21 protein-coding genes are annotated in these 20,168 nt (G+C 33.9%); 4 read left to right on the forward strand and 17 right to left on the reverse strand.

The genetic code is table 11. The annotated features are described in order from the left end of the window. The first annotated feature begins 373 nt into the window (after positions 1–373). The 4 genes from Q4Q47_RS05735 to Q4Q47_RS05750 all read left to right on the forward strand — a co-directional run bounded on the left by Q4Q47_RS05735 (position 374) and on the right by Q4Q47_RS05750 (position 4,922). Positions 374–1,075, forward strand: coding sequence for an ABC transporter ATP-binding protein (locus Q4Q47_RS05735; RefSeq protein WP_303305692.1), 702 nt, complete (start codon positions 374–376; stop codon positions 1,073–1,075). Positions 1,076–1,085: 10 nt separating this feature from the next. Next, positions 1,086–2,492 (forward strand): ABC transporter permease, encoded by a 1,407-nt coding sequence (locus tag Q4Q47_RS05740; protein WP_303305693.1) that lies wholly within the window; start codon positions 1,086–1,088, stop codon positions 2,490–2,492. A 1-nt stretch (position 2,493) separates the two neighbouring features. Further along, positions 2,494–3,924, forward strand: a complete 1,431-nt coding sequence (locus Q4Q47_RS05745) for a DUF3526 domain-containing protein (RefSeq protein WP_303305694.1) — start codon at positions 2,494–2,496, stop codon at positions 3,922–3,924. A gap of 203 nt (positions 3,925–4,127) precedes the next feature. Then, the gene (locus Q4Q47_RS05750; protein WP_303305695.1) at positions 4,128–4,922 is read left to right on the forward strand and encodes a DUF1853 family protein; all 795 of its coding nucleotides are present in this window, start codon (positions 4,128–4,130) and stop codon (positions 4,920–4,922) included. A gap of 90 nt (positions 4,923–5,012) precedes the next feature. Here the strand turns inward: Q4Q47_RS05750 and Q4Q47_RS05755 are convergent, their stop codons facing one another. From Q4Q47_RS05755 to Q4Q47_RS05835, 17 genes are all read right to left on the reverse strand, one after another. Beyond that, a complete protein-coding gene (locus tag Q4Q47_RS05755) occupies positions 5,013–5,450 on the reverse strand; it encodes a hypothetical protein (protein ID WP_303305696.1) in 438 nt (145 codons plus the stop codon). Continuing rightward, on the reverse strand, positions 5,387–5,716 hold the full coding sequence (locus tag Q4Q47_RS05760; RefSeq protein WP_303305697.1) for a 2Fe-2S iron-sulfur cluster-binding family protein: 330 nt from the start codon (positions 5,714–5,716) through the stop codon (positions 5,387–5,389). Before Q4Q47_RS05760 ends, Q4Q47_RS05755 begins: the two co-directional genes overlap by 64 nt. 345 nt (positions 5,717–6,061) lie before the next feature. Next, entirely contained in the window at positions 6,062–6,394 is a 333-nt protein-coding gene (locus Q4Q47_RS05765; RefSeq protein WP_303305698.1) for a hypothetical protein, read from the reverse strand. 6 nt (positions 6,395–6,400) lie between these two features. After that, positions 6,401–7,828: an NADH-quinone oxidoreductase subunit N gene (locus Q4Q47_RS05770; RefSeq protein ID WP_303305699.1), complete on the reverse strand. Its 1,428-nt coding sequence runs from the start codon at positions 7,826–7,828 to the stop codon at positions 6,401–6,403. A 131-nt stretch (positions 7,829–7,959) separates the two neighbouring features. Then, positions 7,960–9,447, reverse strand: a complete 1,488-nt coding sequence (locus Q4Q47_RS05775; protein WP_303305700.1) for a complex I subunit 4 family protein — start codon at positions 9,445–9,447, stop codon at positions 7,960–7,962. A 9-nt stretch (positions 9,448–9,456) separates the two neighbouring features. Next, positions 9,457–11,376 (reverse strand): NADH-quinone oxidoreductase subunit L, encoded by a 1,920-nt coding sequence (gene nuoL / locus Q4Q47_RS05780; protein ID WP_303305701.1) that lies wholly within the window; start codon positions 11,374–11,376, stop codon positions 9,457–9,459. A gap of 172 nt (positions 11,377–11,548) precedes the next feature. Next, positions 11,549–11,866, reverse strand: coding sequence for an NADH-quinone oxidoreductase subunit NuoK (gene nuoK, locus Q4Q47_RS05785; protein ID WP_303305702.1), 318 nt, complete (start codon positions 11,864–11,866; stop codon positions 11,549–11,551). A 154-nt stretch (positions 11,867–12,020) separates the two neighbouring features. Beyond that, complete coding sequence (locus Q4Q47_RS05790; protein ID WP_303305703.1) at positions 12,021–12,554, reverse strand: NADH-quinone oxidoreductase subunit J family protein; 534 nt, start codon at positions 12,552–12,554, stop codon at positions 12,021–12,023. Positions 12,555–12,558: 4 nt separating this feature from the next. Further along, positions 12,559–13,035, reverse strand: coding sequence for a 4Fe-4S binding protein (locus Q4Q47_RS05795; RefSeq protein ID WP_303305704.1), 477 nt, complete (start codon positions 13,033–13,035; stop codon positions 12,559–12,561). Between the two features lie 5 nt (positions 13,036–13,040). Continuing rightward, positions 13,041–14,093, reverse strand: a complete 1,053-nt coding sequence (gene nuoH, locus Q4Q47_RS05800) for an NADH-quinone oxidoreductase subunit NuoH (RefSeq protein ID WP_303305705.1) — start codon at positions 14,091–14,093, stop codon at positions 13,041–13,043. Between the two features lie 71 nt (positions 14,094–14,164). Then, positions 14,165–14,521, reverse strand: coding sequence for a four helix bundle protein (locus Q4Q47_RS05805; protein ID WP_303305706.1), 357 nt, complete (start codon positions 14,519–14,521; stop codon positions 14,165–14,167). Positions 14,522–14,577: 56 nt separating this feature from the next. Then, positions 14,578–15,699: an NADH-quinone oxidoreductase subunit D gene (locus tag Q4Q47_RS05810; protein ID WP_303305707.1), complete on the reverse strand. Its 1,122-nt coding sequence runs from the start codon at positions 15,697–15,699 to the stop codon at positions 14,578–14,580. A 6-nt stretch (positions 15,700–15,705) separates the two neighbouring features. After that, entirely contained in the window at positions 15,706–16,269 is a 564-nt protein-coding gene (locus Q4Q47_RS05815) for an NADH-quinone oxidoreductase subunit C (RefSeq protein ID WP_303305708.1), read from the reverse strand. After that, positions 16,266–16,844 carry an NADH-quinone oxidoreductase subunit B gene (locus Q4Q47_RS05820; protein WP_303305709.1) on the reverse strand — a complete coding sequence of 193 codons (579 nt, stop codon included), beginning with the start codon at positions 16,842–16,844 and terminating at the stop codon, positions 16,266–16,268. Before Q4Q47_RS05820 ends, Q4Q47_RS05815 begins: the two co-directional genes overlap by 4 nt. Beyond that, positions 16,835–17,185, reverse strand: coding sequence for an NADH-quinone oxidoreductase subunit A (locus Q4Q47_RS05825; RefSeq protein WP_303305710.1), 351 nt, complete (start codon positions 17,183–17,185; stop codon positions 16,835–16,837). The genes Q4Q47_RS05820 and Q4Q47_RS05825 overlap by 10 nt, the downstream gene beginning before the upstream one ends. Positions 17,186–17,201: 16 nt before the next feature. Then, a complete protein-coding gene (locus Q4Q47_RS05830) occupies positions 17,202–18,215 on the reverse strand; it encodes a 2-oxoacid:ferredoxin oxidoreductase subunit beta (protein WP_303305711.1) in 1,014 nt (337 codons plus the stop codon). A 2-nt stretch (positions 18,216–18,217) separates the two neighbouring features. Further along, positions 18,218–20,074, reverse strand: a complete 1,857-nt coding sequence (locus Q4Q47_RS05835; protein ID WP_303305712.1) for a 2-oxoacid:acceptor oxidoreductase subunit alpha — start codon at positions 20,072–20,074, stop codon at positions 18,218–18,220. Positions 20,075–20,168 lie beyond the last annotated feature (94 nt).

A 20,168-nucleotide genomic window follows, 5' to 3' on the forward strand; every position in this document is an offset into this window, starting at 1 on the left:
TAGGAGTTATACTTTTAACAAACACTATTAATTTTCACGTTTTCACTCACCTTTTTGATAGTGATGAAAGTGATCCTATTGAATGTGAATATTGTCTGCTTATTGCCCAGCAAGAAGAGCCTTTTTCCCTTACCAGTTCCTCTTCACCTAAAATAGTACTTAACACTACTGAGCATAGGTTAAAAATCAATATTGACATTACCAGAGTAGTTAAAAAAACAATTATAACCGATTATTTTTTTAACAAACCACCTCCTATTCTTTTTAGTTCTTAGGAATACTTAAAAAACATACTTTATATACATTTCCCTTATAGGGCATGGCTTTATATTACCCATAAGGCTTTTATTAACATACACTTAATTTATTAATTATGATTGTAACTACAGATCTTACAAAAAAATATGGTGATTTCACCGCCTTGAATAACTTAAACCTAAGCATAAAACAAGGAGAGATATACTGCTTATTAGGCGCAAATGGTGCTGGCAAAAGCACCACTATAAATTTACTACTCAACTTCATTCAGCCTTCTTCAGGAACTGCTTTAATCAATAATATTGATGTTACCAAGCAACCTTTAGAAACCAAAAAATATCTGGCATACATACCAGAAAACCTCATGCTATACCCCTCATTGTCAGCATTAGAAAATCTTGATTATTTTTCAGGAATAGCAGGTAAAGCATTAACCAAAAGCGAGATGGAAGTATTTTTACAAGAAGCCGGACTCCAACAAGACGCCTTCAACAAAAAAATAAAAGCATTTTCTAAAGGAATGCGTCAAAAAGTAGGTATTGCTATTGCATTGGCTAAAGATGCTAAATTATTATTGCTAGACGAGCCTACTTCAGGACTAGATCCAAAAGCAAGTAACGAATTTGGAATGCTCTTAAAGAAATTAAAACAAAAGGGTGTAGCTATTTTAATGGCTACACACGACATATTTAGAGCTAAAGAAATTGCTACTCATATTGGTATCATGAGACATGGAGAGATACAACATCAATTTGTAGCAGACCAATTATCGCTCTCTGAACTGGAAAAACACTATCTGGAAACTATGAACTATTAAACTTGTTTTTATGATACGCAAAACGATTATAAAAGAATTAAAAGAAATCTTTAGAGACGGAAGGTTTCAGTTTTCGGCACTTCTCGTTCTTCTTTTAATTACTGTAGCTGTAGTTATTGGAATTAACCAATATAAAAGTACAAACAAACAATATAAAGTTGCTCAAAGTACAGAGCGCAATGTATGGGATAATCAAGGAGAGAAAAATCCGCACTCAGCTGCACACTTTGGCAACTATGTATTTAAGCCTAAAAATGCCTTGGCTTTATTAGATCAAGGCGTTGATAAATATGAAGGGGTCTCTATTTTTTTGGAAGCACACTCAAGAAATGAAGCCCAATACTCTGCCGCAGGAGACCAAACCGGGCTATCAAGATTTGGTGAACTAACCCCAGATTTCATTTTATTATTTGTTATGCCTTTACTTATTATCATTATTGGCTATAATACATTCACTAAAGAAAAGGAAGGAGGCACAGATGTTTTGTTAAAAAGCCAAGGTATTTCCAATCTAAAGCTTACCATAGCCAAATTAATTGCAGTTTACATTCCAGTATTTATCATTTGTAGTATATTATTCCTGGTGGCTGGTGTTATTTTATCCTTCTTAAAAGATTATGGCGCTTTTAATTGGACAAGATTATTTTCTCTTTACACAGTTTATTTGCTCTACTATCTTGTTTTTACTCAAATAGTTTTGTTGATTTCTGCCATAACAAAACGCTCTGGTATATCCTTAGTAAGTGCTTTATCTTTTTGGATTATAAGTTGCTTTATAGCACCAAAAACAGCTTCAAACATTGCCGAGCTAAATTACCCTTACCCAACAAAACAAACATTTTTGAGTCATTTAGAAGAAGCTAAAAAAGGTGGTTTAAATGGGCATAATCCTTGGAGTAAAGAATCTAAAGCCCTAAAAGACAAATTACTAAAAGAACACAATGTAGATCATGTATCTAAACTTCCTTTTAATTTTAGTGGTTACATTATGCAAAAAGGTGAAGAGCATGAAGCTGAAGTCTATTTTAAAGAATATAGTAAGCTGAAACAACAATTCTCTAATCAGGCAAATACCTATAAGGCCTTAGCTTTTATCTCTCCTTTTTTACCCACAAGATTTTTGTCTATGGGAATTGCAGGTACAGATTATGAAAGCCATATGGCTTTTGCAGAAGCAGCCGAAGCTTACAGAATAAAAACACAAAAGTTTTTAAATGACAATAATATGAACAATTCCAAATATGGCGAACGGGGATATAGAGCCGACGCCGATTTTTGGAAAACACTTCCCAACTTTACTTATACACCAGCTGAATTAAGTACTGTTATAAATCATCAAAAAACGAATACGTTTCTTTTGATCTTTTGGGTGATTTTTTCTGCGATATTGTTATTTACTTCAACTAAAAAAATATAATATGTTTTCTTATAATTTTACATACGAGCTTAAATTACTTATTCGTAACAAGTGGTTGCCAATTCTTGGTTTATTGCTCGTTATAACGTTTGCCTTTGCGGCATTTAATGGAAATTCCAGAACACAAAAGCGCATAAAGGAAATAACAAATATTGAAACAAAAACAGAGCTGAGTGATGCTAATATGCTCAAACTTTTAGACTCTGTAGAAAAGGGGCTAGAAGTAAAAACCAGTTTTAGACAGATTCCCAATACACCTATGGCCATAGGTTATCAACACCCCAGAGCTGTAACCATGACACCAAACGGCATGAGTGCTATCGCAATTGGTCAAAGTGATATTTTTACTGATGTTATTATGCCTATAACGGTTGATGATGATTTTAGTATTGACTTTACCGAAATGACAAGTTCTATACAGTTATTATTTGGAAGTTTTGATCTTACATTTGTAATTATTTATTTGCTGCCTTTGCTCATTATTGCTTTTTCATACAATATTTTATCGGCTGAAAAAGAGCGTGGAGCACTCCGCTTATTAGCATCACAACCTATTTCTATTTATAAATGGATATTTCAAAAAATGCTACTCCGCTTTTTTTGGCTAAGTCTAATTGTGATTATTGCATTAGTGATCTCATTTTTAATTAATAGCATTGACCTTGTTCAAATTCAATTTATCTGGTTACTAGGACTTATATTAGTGTATATGCTATTTTGGTTCTCCTTGTCATTTTTAATTAATCTGATGGGTAGTTCTTCAGCTAAAAATGCAGTGTTTTTAATTGGCTTATGGGTATTTTTAGTATTACTGATTCCTTCTACAATAAACCAAATAGCCAATAATATTTACCCTATTCCTTCCAGAAGCAAAATGGTAAATACTATGCGAACATTAAAAGTAGATGTTTCTAAAAAACAAGATAAGGTATTGGACCATTATTTAAGAGATCATCCCGAATTAGCTTCAAAAGAAGACAAAGGAAACTATACTTTCTGGCATAAATATATGGCAAGCTTAGATTTAGTTGCTCAAGAAATAAACCCTTTATTTTCTTTATATGACGAACAACTTAAGGCGCAACAATCTTGGGTTAAAAAATGGACATGGTTATCTCCTTCTTTAGTCATTAATAAAGAAATGAATCGTATTTCCGGAAATTCTACTGCTGATTATCAAAATTTCAAAAATCAAGCATTGACTTTTTCTAAGCATTGGAGAAACCATTTAATTTTTATGCTATATAGTAAGCAAGCTTTTACAACAAAAGACTATCGTATCTTACCAAAATTCACCTATAAACCTTTAAAGTTAAATGGTATCGGTAAGCATATAATAATAGAGTTTATACTTTGTGTCTTTATTGGCTTATTAGGCATCTATTTATTTAAAAAACGATTACAAAAAGGAATCGCCATTTTAAACAATTAGGTTCATAAAAATAAGATCTAAAAAGTGTCATTCTGAGTGTTACCCTCGAAACATAATATATTATGTTTCGAGGGTAATAACCAAGCTATGAAGAATCTCTTAAAAATATAATGTATTGATTTTGTATAAATATAAATTCAACTTTTTTAATATTTTTGAAATAATTGATTGAATAAAAAAAGTCTATAATTACAAAAAAAACAATGCTTCAAAAAAGATATATAGGCTTTTTAAACACCCCTTTTTTATGGAAAAAGGATATCGTTTCTAATTTGAATCCATTTGAAATCGTTTCAAAATCTGATAAAATTGATATTAGTATTGATGAGAAACTACGTTTAGGTAAATATGTTGAACGATTTGTTTCTTTTGAATTAGAGCAGTATGAAAACATTTCGATTTTAGCTGAAAACATTCAAATTCAACAAAATAAAATAACTTTAGGAGAATTAGATTGCTTACTACTTAAAAACAATAAACCCATTCATCTGGAGATTATTTATAAATTCTATTTGTATGACAGCTCGGTTGGAACAAACGAAATTGAACACTTTATTGGTCCAAACAGAAAAGATTCTTTAAAAGAAAAAATCACTAAGCTGAAAGATAAACAATTACCTCTTTTACATGCTAATGCATGTAAAAACTATTTAAAAACTCTACATTTAAAATCAGAAGATATTTCGCAACAGATCTATTTCAAAGCGCAATTGTTTGTTCCTTTTTCAAATCAAGACATTCAACTTAAAACACTAAATACAGATTGTATTATTGGTTTCTATATCAATAAAAATCAACTCGTTCAATTTAATAATTGCAAGTTTTATATACCCAAAAAGAAAGATTGGCTGGTCATTCCACACACAAATGTAGCGTGGAGGGGCTTTAACGAATTTGAAGTCATCGCTAAAGATTATTTTGAACAGCAATTTTCTTCATTGTGCTGGGTGAAATTTAAAAATGGTGCATTAAAAAAAGTATTCTTGGTTTGGTGGTGATTTTGCTTTTCGACAAAGTGACGGATGAGTCTTTCGACTCCACTCAAGAAGCTGAACCCAATTCTTAGAGAAATTTCTTTACTTTTATTATTATTCGTCTCGTTTAAGATGAATTTCTACCTGATCCTTTTTTATAACTAATTGAATATCTGTTAACTTTAATACAGTATAATCTCCATCACCACCTCTATTCACTTCAGAGCTTATAGTCAACATATTATCCTTTCCATTATATTTCCATTTCCCAAACTTTGAAGCTTCTTCTCCTGCAACACCTCCTTGTAGTTTTCCATCTTTTAAAAACTCTAGAAACTTAAATCCATTGTCTTCTTTTCCGTCTTCATAAACAATCTTATCAACAGTCCATTTCCCTATAAGTTTACCTGTTTGAGTTGTAAAAGACAAGCATACAAACAATAATAAAACTAAAAAGGCAGTCTTTCTCATAGCATAAATATAAGAAATTAACTTTCTGGAGCCAATTCTACCTCCAGTCCCTCCATATCCGGAGTCATTTGTATCTGGCACCCCAGACGACTATTGTCTTTTACATCAAAAGCCTCAGAAAGCATAGCTTCTTCATCGTCGCTAATTTCTGGTAGTTCTGTTTCACTTACTACATAGCATTGGCATGATGCGCACATAGCCATGCCTCCACAGACACCGATAGTGCCTTCGGGAGCTAATTCATAAGACCTTACAACTTCCATAAGATTCATTGCCATATCTGTTGGGGCGACAATATCGTGTAATGTGCCTTCTCTATCCTTTATTTTTATATTAATATCAACCATTAGTGTTTTAGTGCAAAAATTTCGCCAAAAATAATACTTAATTCAGAATAAAAAAATTAATTCCTACTATTTTAGTAGGAATTTAAGAAAACTAATTTTTAATAGAAAAAAATGATAGATTGAGAAGTAATACCATTTACACCTTGAATTTACCCAATAAAATGTATCTTTTTGCACTACATTTCGTTATAAAAATAAAACAGAGCTAAGGCTATGCTTGATTTTTATGCCTCATCTATCACAAAAATCCATCATTTTCTTTTTGTGTAAATTCAAAGTATAACTGATATAAACAAATTATTTCTGTTTATTTACTAATAAGTAAAGATTTGTATTTTGTAACGTTTATGTCTTTTTACCGTTATTCCAATAATGAGGATTTGTGTCTTCGGTTTTTTGATTCCAGTAATCTTGAGTTACTTTATGACCATCAAAAGTCTTTAATTTACGCTGAAACACCCAAATGGTAGGGTTGAAAACCATATCGGTAACAGCTACCGTATATAATTGAGGATCTTCTTCTGTTTTTCTTTTGTCTTCTTGAATTATTACCTCAAAACCATTATGTTCTAAAAGTGTCTTTAAAAAATCTCGTCGACCTGAACTCACTCCTTTTTCAACAAAAGTGACTCTTGTATCTTCAATACTTCCAAACATATGTTTCCCTGTTAACGCCATAATTTCTTAATTAAAGATATTACTCATTTCATAAATATAATTGTATAACGGACTGTATAACCCAAGAGCTAAAATACCAATCACAGTAATAATAAGCCCCAACCTCATATAAATCTTACTCTTAAAAAATGGAATCGCGTTTTCGTTTTTTCGCAAAAACATTGCTCTAACTACTAGTAAATAGTAATATAATGAGATGGTGACATTAACCACAGCTATAAAAACCAACAGATAATAGCCTTCACTTGCTGCTGCCGTGAATAAGAAAAACTTTCCAAAAAATCCAGCAACTGGTGGAATTCCGGCCAAAGAAAACAAGCCTAACATCATCACTAAGCTTAATTTTGGATTTGTTCTATATAAGCCTTCGTAATCTGTTATATTTTCTTTTCCGGTTTTATTAGAAATTGCCTGAACAACTCCAAAAGCAGCTAAATTTGAAAACACATACACCAGTACAAAATATACAACCGTTGCTGCTCCTAATTGATTTCCAACAATTAATCCTAATAAAATAAAACCGGCTTGTGCTATTGATGAAAATGCTAAAAACCGTTTCATATTTTGCTGGCGTAATGCAAATAAATTACCAATAAACATGGTAGCAATAGCAATAACATATACCATGTTTTCCCAAATATGCATCAAGGGTTTCAAAACTGTAAACGACAAAATCATTAGAATAAATACAGCTGCTCCTTTAGAAATCACAGACAGATATGAAGCAATGCTAATTGGAGCCCCTTCGTAAACATCGGCAGTCCAGAAATGAAACGGTACCAACGAAATTTTAAATGCCAGACCAGCAAAAAACAAAATAAATCCCAAAACAGATAAATTGGTTGTAGTAATTACTTCGGCTATATCATTAAAATAAATGGACCCTGTTGTGGCATATAACATGGAAATGCCAAATAACGATACTCCAGATGCTAGGGCAGATGATACTATTAATTTAATCCCAGCTTCACTAGATTTCCGCTTTGTCGTTTCATAAGCAGCTAAAGCAGCTACAGGAAGTACAGATAGTTCTAATCCCAAATAAAACATTAAAAAATCACCTGCCGAAATCATAAAATACATACCTAATAGCGATGAAAAAAGAAGTATAAAAAATTCTGTTCCTCTATTATGCTGTACTATTTTTTCCTGCAACCAATCCCCTGACTGCAACAACAGAACAAGAACACCTACATTTAGCACATTTTTAAAAAAATGAATCAGAGCATTGGTGTGAAACATCCCTCCAAACAAATTCCCATAATCAATAGTTAAAAACCCAATTATAGTATGAATCCCAAACAAAAAAATAGCCAAATGCACGATACTATCTTTTTTACTTTGTGATATGGAGACTTCGGCAACAACCAGCAATAAAACAACTGCTAAGAGTAGTATTTCGTGTCGCATTAAAAGGAAACTATCAATATTCATTTTATATGTTTTTTTACCACAAAGGGCACAAAGATTTTTTCACAAAGTTCACGGAGACATAACTTGGTGTCCTTTGTAGCTTCTTCTTGGTCTTTGTGGTTAATCTTTTCTTCATGTTTTTTCAACTTTCTCTATAACAATCCTTGAATAAAAGGATGTAAACTTTCTAATATCATATCACTTAACCATAATGGGGCTACGCCCATTCCCACAATTGGAATTAGCAATAAGAGTATTCCGGATTTCTCATACCATGTTACCTGCTCTAACTTTAAATAGGCTTCATTCTTCACTGGCCCCATTAGCATAATGCCAACCACTCTTAAAATATAAACAGCAGTCACTACAATAGCGGATACCGAAATGATGGTCACCACTCGATAAAACATATCATCATGTTGAAATGCCCCTACAAAAATATTCATCTCGGCCACGAAACCACTAAACCCTGGTAAACCTAATGATGCTAAACCGGCTATAACGTAAATAACCGAAATAAACGGAATCACTTTTAACAGGCCTCCCAATTTTGTAATATCTCTGGTATGTGTCCTGCCGTAAATCATCCCAATTAAAGCAAAGAAAAGTGCTGTCATAAAACCATGTGACAACGATTGTAATATGGCGCCATTCCAAGCCGTTTTATTTAACATCAGTAACGCGAACAACACCAAACCTAAATGACTCACCGATGAATAAGCATTTATATATTTTAAATCCGTTTGTTTTATCGCTGCAAAGGCTCCATAAATCACACCTACAGCAGACAATATGATAAAGAACCATGACCAATCTAAAGCGCCTTGCGGCAGTAAATACATAGCAACTCTAAATACACCATAACCCCCTAATTTCATTAATACGCCTGCATGAAGCATAGAAACCGCAGTTGGTGCGGACGCATGACCATCGGGTGACCATGTATGAAACGGGAATAATGCTCCGATTACTGCAAACCCTATAAAGGTTAATGGGAAAAATAATTTTTGCGCCTCAAGAGGAATATTAACTTGTGCTATTTCTAAGATATTAAATGTTAGTGCACCGCCATCTGCATTGGAATTAAAATAAATTCCTAAAATCCCAACTAATAAAATAGCAGAAGCCCCCATTAACATGAGTGTTAATTTCATAGCGGAGTATTCTTTTGGGCCAGAACCCCAAATGCCAATTAGTAAATACATTGGTATTACGGCTATTTCAAAGAAGACAAACATGGTGAATAAATCTAAAGAAATAAAGAAACCATAAACCCCAATGGATAGTACAATAAGAGATATAAAAAATTCTTTAGGTAAATCCTTCATTTTCCATGATATGAAAACACCAGCTAACACTACAATAGATGTTAATAACAGTAAGGCCACCGAAATACCATCAACCCCAATATTATAATGAATGTTGAACTGTTTATACCAAACCACATCTTTGGTAAAAACCATGATATCATTGTTTATAGCTCTTTCTGAAAAATAAGCAAACACAAGATTAATAGCCATCCCAAGCTGAACGATACTTCCTATCATTGATACTACTCTTGCTTGTTTCAACCCTTTAGTAATAACTAAAGCCAGAATAGTTAATATCGGTACTATTATAAAGAGTGATAAAATATCCATATTAATCTTTTAGTTTGTCCATAAATAAATAAACACTAGAGCAAGAATTACCGTACCTCCAACAAACGCAAATGCATAATCTTGCACTTTCCCAGATTGGAGTCCTTTTATCTTTTTAGAAGTCAAAACAGTTTTGTTACCAATGACTTCCATAGTTCCATCAACCACTTTTTTATCGAACCAAGCAATAGGTGCAGATACTCTTTTAAACAGTATTTTTTTTGTGATAAATAAATAGATCTCATCAAAGTAAAACTTATCGCTGGTCCATTTATAAAATGGTCCAAATGCTTTAGCCCATTTATCGGCTAGATTATTTTCTTTTTTATAAAATACCCAAGCAAGAATGATTCCTACTAAACCAACACTTACAGCAATGGCTGCCAACGGATAATTTAAGTGTGCTTCAAAACCTGATTTATCTGCTGTGACAAACTCACTAAAAGGGATAAACCCTCCAATAACACTTAACAACGCTAAAACCATAAGAGGGAACGTCATTGATAATGGTGATTCTTTTGGTTTATGTTCGTATTCTTTTTCTTTTCCCCAAAAGATTCCAAAATAAATTCTAAACATATAAAAAGCAGTCAATCCAGCAACAAACACACCTATATAATAAATGAGTTTATGATGCTCAAAAGCTGCTACTAAAATTTCGTCTTTACTCCAAAAACCTGCAAAAGGCGGCATTCCAGCAATAGCTAGTGCAGCAATTAAAAATGTCATATTTGTTATAGGCATGTACTTTCGTAAACCTCCCATATCCTTTAAATAATTACTATGTACCGCATGAATAACAGATCCTGCTCCTAAAAACAATAATGCTTTAAACATGGCATGAGTAAACAAATGAAACATAGAGGCCATATAGCCAATCCCTTCATGTCCATCGTAACCGGAAACACCTAAAGCTAACATCATATAGCCAAGTTGAGACATGGTGGAAAATGCAAGTACCCGCTTAATATCGGTTTGTGTAATGGCAATAATTGCTGCAAACAACGATGAAATTGCGCCAACATAAGCGACTATATTAAGAGCAAATCCATTCTCGACAAAATAGAACATAGGGAACAAACGCGCTACCAAATAAATACCTGCCACCACCATAGTTGCTGCATGAATTAACGCTGACACCGGCGTTGGGCCTTCCATAGCATCAGGTAACCAAATATGAAATGGTAACATAGCAGATTTTCCTGCACCTCCAATGAATATTAATAATAATCCCCAAGTAATAACTGATAATCCCATGAACGATGTAGATGCCCAATTTAAGATGGCACTTCCTTCAGGGTTATTTAAGGTTTCGAAATCGAAAGTTCCGGTATAATATCCCATTATTAAAATACCTATAAGAAATCCCAGATCGGCAAAACGAGTCACTATAAATGCTTTTTTAGCGGCTGCTACCGCTGATGGTTTTGTATAATAATATCCAATCAATAAATAGGACGACACGCCAACCAACTCCCAGAAGATATATATTTGAAAGAGGTTTGTCGCTAAAACTAAACCATACATTGAAAATGTAAATAGCGATAAGAATGCAAAGAATTTTGTATACCCATCATCACCTTTCATATAGCCTCTACTATAAACATGTACCATTAGAGACACTACAGAAACTACCACAAGCATCATTACCGAAATGGGGTCAATCAAAATTCCCATATCAATATGGAGTGTTTCAGTAAAGTTCATCCACACTGTTTTATCTACAAATGTTTGATAGACGCCATCAACTTTACCATCAATAAAAAAGTATTGATAGGCTGCATATAAAGACAAGATTGCCGATGCTAATAATCCAAGCACACCAACGTATCCAGAAATAGATGGTTTAATTTTCTGATTAAAAATTCCTAGGAGCAAGAAAACTGCTAAAGGAATCATCGGGATTAATATGATGTAACTAATGTTCATAATTTAGCAGTGTCTAGAGTTAAGTGTCTAAAGTTAAAAGTACTTGAAGTGCCTAAAGTTTTTACTTTCATTCTTAATCTTGATTTCTTTATTATTTCTAATACATTTTTTCTATTTATAAATAACTTAAAAACTTTTGTTCATTTTAGTTACACTTTAAATACTTGAAAGGTCAATACTTCATAACTTCAGTGTCTTTAACCTCTACCGAATTTATTTGCCTGTAAAGGTTAATTATTATTGATACAGCCAATGCAGTTTCTGCAGCGGCAACAGCTATAATAAAAATTGAAACAAATACCCCTTGTAATATATCTGGATATAAATACTTGTTGATTACAACAAAGTTTACAACCGATGCATTCAAAATCAATTCAACAGAAATTAATATGGAAATCAAGTTTTTTCTGGTAATAAACCCATAAACACCAATAAAAAATAATATCGTGGTTAGGGTCAATATTTCGTATATGCTAATGCCTTCTATCATAGTTTTCTAATTAGGCCTGAAGTCTGATGACCGAAGACCGATGTCTCCTTACTCAAACTCAATTTATTTTATTTTTAAATACTATCATCATATTCATTAAGGCAAATAATTCTTCATAATATTTTTCAAATTCAAACTTCATATACGTCCTAGTTTAACCTCTCTCTTCAGTCTTCCGTCTTACATCATCCAGTTTCTTTCCTTTGGCTATAATAATAGCTCCAATCATAGCAGCTAATAGGAGCACACTAATAACCTCAAAAGGCAAAATAAAGCCTCCTGCTTTATAGCTTAATAAGCCAGTACCTATTTGAGTCGTGGTCGTTGTTGTGGCAATACTTACCTCCTTAAAATCATATGAATAAATTGTTGAAATAAATACACCAGCTCCAATAGCACATACTATAGCTACCAGTATACGTTTTGAAAGTTTTGCCACTTCTAATTTCATCTCAATGTGATGCACAAGGAGTACAGAAAAAATCATAAGCACTATAATTCCTCCTGCATATACAGTAAGTTCAACGGCTGCAAGAAAATTATAATCAATTAAAAAGAATATTCCAGCAACACCAACAAGTGTAAATAATAAGTAGATGACAGACCGTAGCATTTTTCGACTACTAACCGAGGCAATTGCTGAAACAATCATTACCAATGCCAAACTATAAAATATAATTTTTTCCATACGCTTAATCTTCTATTCCAGGTCTCAATTTAGATTCAGGTTTATTTAAAACCCGGGTTAGTTTTGTTCTGTCATAAACCGAGTTTTCGAAATTTTGCCCCCATTCTATAGCATCGGTTGGGCAAACATCAATGCATAAACCGCACATCGTACACAAGCTTAAATGATACACAAACTTATCTATCTTCTTTTTCTTTTTACCAGTCTCTTCATTAATACCTCTATCCCAAATAATTTCAATCGTTCCATTAGGGCACGCTATCTCACATTTCTGACAGCCTGTACATGCATGTTCATTATTTTCATCATGAGGCATGATGACTTCTCCACGAAAACGATCAAACATTTTCAACGTCGCTCTATTATCTGGGTACTGTTGTGTAATAGCTCCCTTTCGTGAGGTCAAGAAATACTTTCCTGTAACACTCATACCAGTGAGTAGTGTCTTTATTCCTTTATATATGTCTGAAAAATAACTCATACACTTTAAAACTTTATGGTTAAGTTAAGCCAAACAATTAGTGCCATAATCACAATATTTACTAGATTAATTGGTAGTAAATATTTCCATTCTAATGTTAACAATTGATCTACTCTTAATCGTGGAAACGTCCATCTAAACCACATCATTAAAAACACAAGAATCAATGTCTTTCCCATAAACCAAAACACGCCTAACCAAGGTATAGATTCTGTAATTCCAAATGGTGATAACCAGGCACCAAAAAATATAGTAGTGGCAATAGCTGCTATTATAAACATGTTAATAAATTCAGCTAAAAAGAAATAAGCAAACTTCATCCCGGAATATTCTGTATGAAATCCTGCTCCTAGCTCCGACTCAGCTTCAACCATATCAAAAGGGGCTCTATTAGTTTCTGCTGTTCCTGCAATCATATAAATCATAAATGCAATGACGGCTGGAATATGACCTTGTATTATAAGCCATCCGCTTTTTTGAACAGTAACAATCTCTGAAAGCTGTAAAGACCCCGTCATTAAAATCATAGTTAAAAGTGACAGTCCTATTGAAAGCTCATAACTAATAGTTTGAACACCACTTCGCATAGCCCCAATCAAAGCAAATTTATTATTACTTGCCCACCCTCCTAACAAAATCCCAATAACTCCAATAGAAGAAATTGCAATTAAAAAAAAGATGCCAATATTAATATCAAAAGCCTGTATCTCTTGAGTAAATGGCATCACTGCCAATGCCATTAATGCTGAAATAATCACAAAGTAAGGTGCTAAATTATATAAGAACTTATCGGCTTTTACAGTCCCCGTTAGTTCTTTAGACACCAGTTTTAAGGCATCAGCCATTGTTTGTAATAGCCCTTGATAGCCAACTCTATTAGGTCCAATTCGTAATTGAAACCAAGCGGCTACTCGACGTTCCATTAAAACCAAAAACAATCCAGCTATGGCAAAAAAGGTAAGATATGCGACCCCTATTAACACCATTTCAACAATATTTGCAACACCCTCCGGCATGATGCTAAAAAGCCAGTCGTGAATATTTTTTATTATATTCAATGACTGAAGACCGAAGATCGAAGACCGAAGGTTTATAACCAATGACCAATATTGAATGATTAATCCAAACATTATAATTTATTTCTAAATGAAATCATCATATTCATTAAATGAAATGATTCTTCATAAAAGTTGTCAAACTCTTTTTCTACAATATAATTCCTCCTTTTGGCTTTGTGTAAACACGTTACCACTTCAGCTAATGAACGAATAGCATATCCTAAAAACTTTCTTTGTTCTGGATTTGATTGTCCAATAGATCCTTCGGATATATTTAATGCAATGGAATCTGAGGCACGTCTTATTTGTGATGATAGGTTATATAATTCTTTTTTCGGAAAACTCTCAGTTAACCTATCTATATCATCACTCAAATCCATAGCCTTATTCCATATTTTTAATTTCTCAAATTTAAATTTACTCTCCACAATAAAAATATCTTTTTTTCATCATCAAACATCAGTCATCCGTCACCTGTCACTTCTTATCTATCTATATCTGGAATCACCAAATCCAGTGTCGCCATTGTAGCAACTAAATCTCCAATTTTACCACCTACTGCCATATGATTTAATGCTGATAAATTTGAGAATCCTGGTGAGCGGAATTTTAATCGATACGGGTTTTTAGTTCCTGTACTTATTATATAAACTCCAAGTTCTCCTCTCGCTGTTTCCACTTTTTGATAAAATTCTCCTTTTGGTAATTTAATGACTGCATTTGTAGTCACACGGTGCTCTCCTTCTGGAATATCATCTATAAGTTGTTCTACAATTGACAACGATTCCCACAATTCCATAATTCGAACCTGGTAACGTGCAAATGTATCGCCTTCAGTTTTTAAGCATTCTTTAAATGTAACTTTATCTAAAGCACTATAAGGGTGATATTTCCTAACATCGCATGAAACCCCAGAAGCACGAGCAACAGGGCCTGATACTCCAAAAGAAATGGCATCTTCTTTTGATAGTATTCCAACGCCTTTTGTTCTTTTTTGAAAAATGACATTTTCAGTTAATAGCCTGTCATATTCAGGAATCTTTGTTTTAAAATGCGTTACAAATTTTTTAACTCGTTTTACAAAATTTGGATGAATATCAAGCATTAATCCACCTGGAACATTATAGTTCATAGTCAATCGCGCACCACAAGTTTCTTCAAAAATATCATTAAGCATTTCACGATCCCTAAAGCCATAAAAATAGGTAGTTAACGCACCAACATCCATTCCCATGACACCCCACCACAAACAGTGCGATGAAATTCTGGTCAGCTCTCCAATAATGGTTCTAATCACTTTTACCCGTTCTGGAATTTCTAACTGCAAGGCGTTTTCAACGGCTAAACAAACGGCTTCATTATTTATATTAGATGACAAATAATCCATTCTATCGGTGAGATGAACAATTTGCTGATAGCTATCCCGTTCGCACATTTTTTCAATAGAACGATGTATATAGCCTAAATCTGGTTCCACTTTTTTAATAATTTCACCATCAATTGTTAATAGAAGATTTAAAACCCCATGCGTTGCAGGATGTTGAGGCCCCATATTAATTTGGTATGGTTCCGTTTTAAAACTACTATTTATAGGCGTTGACTCCATTATTATTTATTTTATAACCATGTTAATTTCATCTACATAATCTTTTCTTAGCGGAAAACCCTCCCAGTTTTCTGTTAAAAAAAGTCGTTTTAAATTAGGGTGATTATTAAATTTTATTCCAAAAAAATCGAACACTTCACGTTCATGAAATTCGGCGGTTGCCCAAATATTATAAACCGAATCGAAGTTTGGATTTTCTCTATCTTCTGTTTTAACTTTTACAACAATTGTATGCCTATGAACTGTAGACTCTAAATGATACACAACGCCTAGTTCTTCCCCCCAATCAACACCACTTAGACAAAACAAATAATCAAAATGAGTTTCTTCGTTCGTTTTTAACTTGGCCATTAAGGCATAAAATTGTTCAGGTTGTACTGTAATGTTTAAAAACTGAGAGCCTTCTTCTGTAAATTCCAAAAGGCTAGGATTAATTGGTTTTGACGGCTCCCTATTTTCGTCTAAAACTTCATCCGTTTCGGCATGCTGTTTAACATCAGACACGCTATCCGCTTCCGGATTTGGAAACCAGCCACCAATTAAATGTTGTAATGCTTCGTTTGTCATCATTTATTATATAAACCTTCATCAAACCCTTCAATAGGGTTGATTTTTTGTTTCATGTTTTCTGTTCGTATTTTATCCTGAAGCATCAACATGCCTTCCAGTAATGCCTCTGGTCGTGGTGGACAACCTGGCACGTAAACATCAACAGGAATAACGTGGTCTGCTCCTTTAACTACCGAGTAGGTATTATAAAAAAACGGTCCTCCAGAAATGGCACAAGCTCCCATGGCTATTACATATTTTGGCTCAGCCATTTGATCATACAAACGCCGTAATACTGGTGCCATTTTATTGACAATAGTTCCGGCAATAATTATTAAATCGGCTTGTCTGGGAGAAGGTCTGGCGACTTCAAAACCAAATCTTGAATAATCATGTCTCGAGGCTCCCGTTTGCATCATTTCTATGGCGCAACAACTCGTGCCAAAATACAATGACCACAGTGAATTTGCACGTCCCCAATTTATTATTTTGTCCAGTGAAGTCACAACAACATTAGCGCCATTTCCCGCAGGAATAACTTTTCCTGGAAAATCTTCAGGTATTCTATCTGGTTGATTCGTTTTGTCTACTCCCATTTTAATGCTCCTTTCTTCCAAGCGTACAATAGCCCTAATCCTAAAATAACTAGAAAAATAATTATCTCAAAAAAAGCGACACCTCCTATATCTCCAAAAACAACCGCCCAAGGAACTAAAAATGCCACTTCTACATCAAAAATTAAAAACAAAATAGCAAATAAATAATAGCCTACTTTAAACTGAACCCAAGTAGATCCTTTAGTTACCATGCCGCTTTCGTATGGCTCTCGCTTTTGGGGGTTATCTGATTTATGTGAAATTAAATTAGATAAAAAATTTGCACCAGCAACCATGACTACTCCTGCAATAAAAAATACGATGATAGCTTCCGATCCCATTATTTACTTTATTAGATTAATCAACTTTATATATATCACCAGCAAAAAACAAATCGTCTGTTTTTCTAAATTTCGAATTTGCCTTAACCTCTTTTGTTTGGACATCTTTCCGTTCTTCCAAAGTCACGTCATCAAAACTTCTAATAATCCCTGTAACTAGCGGATACCTTAATCGGACCAACATTTGGTGCATTGTTGGGTCTTCTTCTTTGGCATTATGAACTAAAAGGTCTTCTTGCTCTATGCCGTTTTCACCAATGGTCACTACCTCTAATTTTAGCCCATTTAACACTAAACCTTTATCTCGTTCTTTTCCAAATATCATGGGTTTACCATGCTCAACATGTAATTGTTTATCCTCTCTTACTTTCTTGTCTGTGAACTCATCAAAACAGCCATCATTAAAAATCGGACAATTTTGCAATACTTCTATTAAAGACGTCCCCTTAAATTTTTCACAATCAATAAAAATTTGAGTCATTTCTTTAGGGGTATTTCCTCCTATTCTAGCAAAGAATCGTGCTTGCGCACCTATAGCTAACTCACCTGGAGAAAACGGTTGCTGTGTATTACCATAAGGCGATGATTTTGTTTTTTGCCCTACCAAAGATGTTGGCGAGAATTGACCTTTAGTCAAGCCATAAATTTCGTTATTGAATAATATAACATTCAAATTTACATTTCTACGTAATACATGAATAAAGTGGTTGCCACCAATTGCCATGGAGTCTCCATCACCAGTGATTACCCATACACTCAAGTCTGGGTTTGCTAATTTAACACCCGTTGCAATTGCTGGAGCTCTTCCATGTATACTATGCATGCCATAGGTATTCATATAATAAGGGAATCGTGATGAACACCCAATACCAGAAATAAAAACGACATCTTCTTTTTTAACGCCCATTTCTGGAAGTGCTTTTTGCATGGCTCTCAAAATCACATAATCGTCGCAACCAGGACACCATCTTACCTCTTGATCACTTGCAAAATCTTTAAACGTATATTTTTTTTCTGTTGTAGTTTCCATAATTATTTCACTAATTGTTTAAACTTCTCTATTAGTTCACTATTTCCAAATGGAAGCCCTTGTATTTTATTGAATTGTAAAAATTCAAATCCGTTAAAATTCATTTTTAACACTTTAGCAAACTGTCCTGTGTTTAATTCGCAAACCAAAATCTTTTTAAAACGTTTTAAAACGGCTTCTGTATTTTTAGGTAGCGGATTTATATAATTGAAATGTGCAAGCCCAGTATTGGTATATCCTTGTTCATTAATCTGTTTAACTGCTGAATATAAAGACCCATAAGTACCTCCCCAACCAATAACCAATAAATCTCCTGAATCACAAAATTCGGTTTCAATATCTGGAATATAATTCTGAACACGTTTAATCTTTTCGGCTCTTATCTTAGTCATATACTCATGGTTTTCGGCAACATATGATACATTACCACTCACTCGATCTTTTTCTAATCCCCCAACACGATGTTCCAAACCTAAAGTTCCGGGAATTGGCCATTTTCGCGCAAGTGTATTTTCATCTCTATCATACGGGTGCCAATTTTCATCGGGTTCTGTAATAATATTATTCTTAATGTCTGGCATATCACTAACCGATTTTATTTTCCATGGCGCTGAGCCATTGGCGATATAGCCGTCAGATAATAATATAACAGGCGTCATATGTTCTAATGTGAGCTTTGCCGCCTCATAAGCAAAATCGAAACAATTGGCTGGGGTGCTTGCCGCAATTACAATGACTGGGCTTTCACCATTTCTTCCATATAAGGATTGAAGCAAATCTGACTGTTCTGTTTTAGTCGGCAATCCCGTTGAAGGCCCTCCTCGTTGTACATTTACAACCACCAATGGCATTTCAATAATCATAGCCAAGCCTAATGCTTCTCCTTTTAATGCCAATCCAGGTCCAGAAGTTGTAGTAATTGCTAAATCTCCTGCAAATGATGCTCCTATTGCAGATGTTATCCCGGCAATTTCGTCTTCAGCTTGAAGTGCTTTTACTCCAAAATGTTTGTGTTTTACGAGTTCATGTAATATATCTGAAGCTGGTGTAATAGGGTAAGACCCTAAGAACAACTCGAGCCCCGATTTTTCTGCAGCGGCTAAAAACCCCCAAGCGGTAGCTGTATTTCCCATAATAATTCTATAGGTACCAGCTTCCATTTTTGCTGGAGAAATTGTATACGAATTTGGGATTAACTCCAAAGTTTCAGCGAAATAATATCCTGTATTTAATACTTTTGTATTGGCCTCTATTAAAGGAGGCTTCGTTTTAAACTTTTTCTTAAAGAATTCAATAGTATGTTCTGTAGATCTATCGTACATCCAGTACACCATACCTAAAGCAAACATATTCTTACTTCGGGTAATACTTTTATTGTCTAACCCCTCTACGTCTCTTAAAGCTTCTTTGGTTAAAGATGTCATGGTAACTTCAATGACTCGATAATTTTCAAGGCTTCCATCTTCTAAAGGGTTAGAATCGTATTGTGCTTTTTCTAAATTCTTTTTTGTGAAAGCATCTGTATCTACGATTATAGTATGGCCAGGTTTTACAGCATGCAAGTTTGTTTTTAAACCAGCAGGATTCATCGCTACCAATAAATCTACCTCATCACCGGGCGTACTAATTTCAACACTTCCAATATGCACTTGAAAACCTGAAACCCCATACAAACTACCTTGTGGTGCTCTTATTTCTGCCGGATAATTAGGAAATGTTGCAATATCATTTCCAAACATTGCGGAAGTATCAGAAAACTGAGTCCCTGTTAATTGCATACCATCTCCAGAATCTCCTACAAATCTAATAATTACAGCCTCAAGAACTTCATGCTGTTTGTTTGATTGTATTGTAGCCATATTATATTAATGATTTAGAATTATCAAAATTTAAGCTAAAAAGTGTATCTTTAGATAAAAGTGTATCTTTAGATAGTTTCCAAATATAATTTCA

This window comes from Flavivirga spongiicola (assembly GCF_030540825.1).
Taxonomy (GTDB): Bacteria; Bacteroidota; Bacteroidia; order Flavobacteriales; family Flavobacteriaceae; genus Flavivirga; species Flavivirga spongiicola.

What these genes read in the sequence shown, in the direction of transcription:
- Q4Q47_RS05750 (WP_303305695.1), top strand. Translation starts at nt 4,128, where the DNA reads ATGCTTCAAAAAAGATATATAGGCTTTTTAAACACCCCTTTTTTATGG.
- Q4Q47_RS05810 (WP_303305707.1), bottom strand. Translation starts at nt 15,699, where the DNA reads ATGGAGTCAACGCCTATAAATAGTAGTTTTAAAACGGAACCATACCAA.
- Q4Q47_RS05790 (WP_303305703.1), bottom strand. Translation starts at nt 12,554, where the DNA reads ATGGAAAAAATTATATTTTATAGTTTGGCATTGGTAATGATTGTTTCA.
- Q4Q47_RS05770 (WP_303305699.1), bottom strand. Translation starts at nt 7,828, where the DNA reads ATGAATATTGATAGTTTCCTTTTAATGCGACACGAAATACTACTCTTA.
- nuoK (WP_303305702.1), bottom strand. Translation starts at nt 11,866, where the DNA reads ATGATAGAAGGCATTAGCATATACGAAATATTGACCCTAACCACGATA.
- Q4Q47_RS05775 (WP_303305700.1), bottom strand. Translation starts at nt 9,447, where the DNA reads ATGGATATTTTATCACTCTTTATAATAGTACCGATATTAACTATTCTG.
- Q4Q47_RS05740 (WP_303305693.1), top strand. Translation starts at nt 1,086, where the DNA reads ATGATACGCAAAACGATTATAAAAGAATTAAAAGAAATCTTTAGAGAC.
- Q4Q47_RS05765 (WP_303305698.1), bottom strand. Translation starts at nt 6,394, where the DNA reads ATGGCGTTAACAGGGAAACATATGTTTGGAAGTATTGAAGATACAAGA.
- Q4Q47_RS05735 (WP_303305692.1), top strand. Translation starts at nt 374, where the DNA reads ATGATTGTAACTACAGATCTTACAAAAAAATATGGTGATTTCACCGCC.
- Q4Q47_RS05815 (WP_303305708.1), bottom strand. Translation starts at nt 16,269, where the DNA reads ATGATGACAAACGAAGCATTACAACATTTAATTGGTGGCTGGTTTCCA.
- Q4Q47_RS05830 (WP_303305711.1), bottom strand. Translation starts at nt 18,215, where the DNA reads ATGGAAACTACAACAGAAAAAAAATATACGTTTAAAGATTTTGCAAGT.
- Q4Q47_RS05760 (WP_303305697.1), bottom strand. Translation starts at nt 5,716, where the DNA reads ATGGTTGATATTAATATAAAAATAAAGGATAGAGAAGGCACATTACAC.
- Q4Q47_RS05795 (WP_303305704.1), bottom strand. Translation starts at nt 13,035, where the DNA reads ATGAGTTATTTTTCAGACATATATAAAGGAATAAAGACACTACTCACT.
- Q4Q47_RS05745 (WP_303305694.1), top strand. Translation starts at nt 2,494, where the DNA reads ATGTTTTCTTATAATTTTACATACGAGCTTAAATTACTTATTCGTAAC.
- nuoL (WP_303305701.1), bottom strand. Translation starts at nt 11,376, where the DNA reads ATGAACATTAGTTACATCATATTAATCCCGATGATTCCTTTAGCAGTT.
- Q4Q47_RS05820 (WP_303305709.1), bottom strand. Translation starts at nt 16,844, where the DNA reads ATGGGAGTAGACAAAACGAATCAACCAGATAGAATACCTGAAGATTTT.
- Q4Q47_RS05835 (WP_303305712.1), bottom strand. Translation starts at nt 20,074, where the DNA reads ATGGCTACAATACAATCAAACAAACAGCATGAAGTTCTTGAGGCTGTA.
- Q4Q47_RS05825 (WP_303305710.1), bottom strand. Translation starts at nt 17,185, where the DNA reads ATGGGATCGGAAGCTATCATCGTATTTTTTATTGCAGGAGTAGTCATG.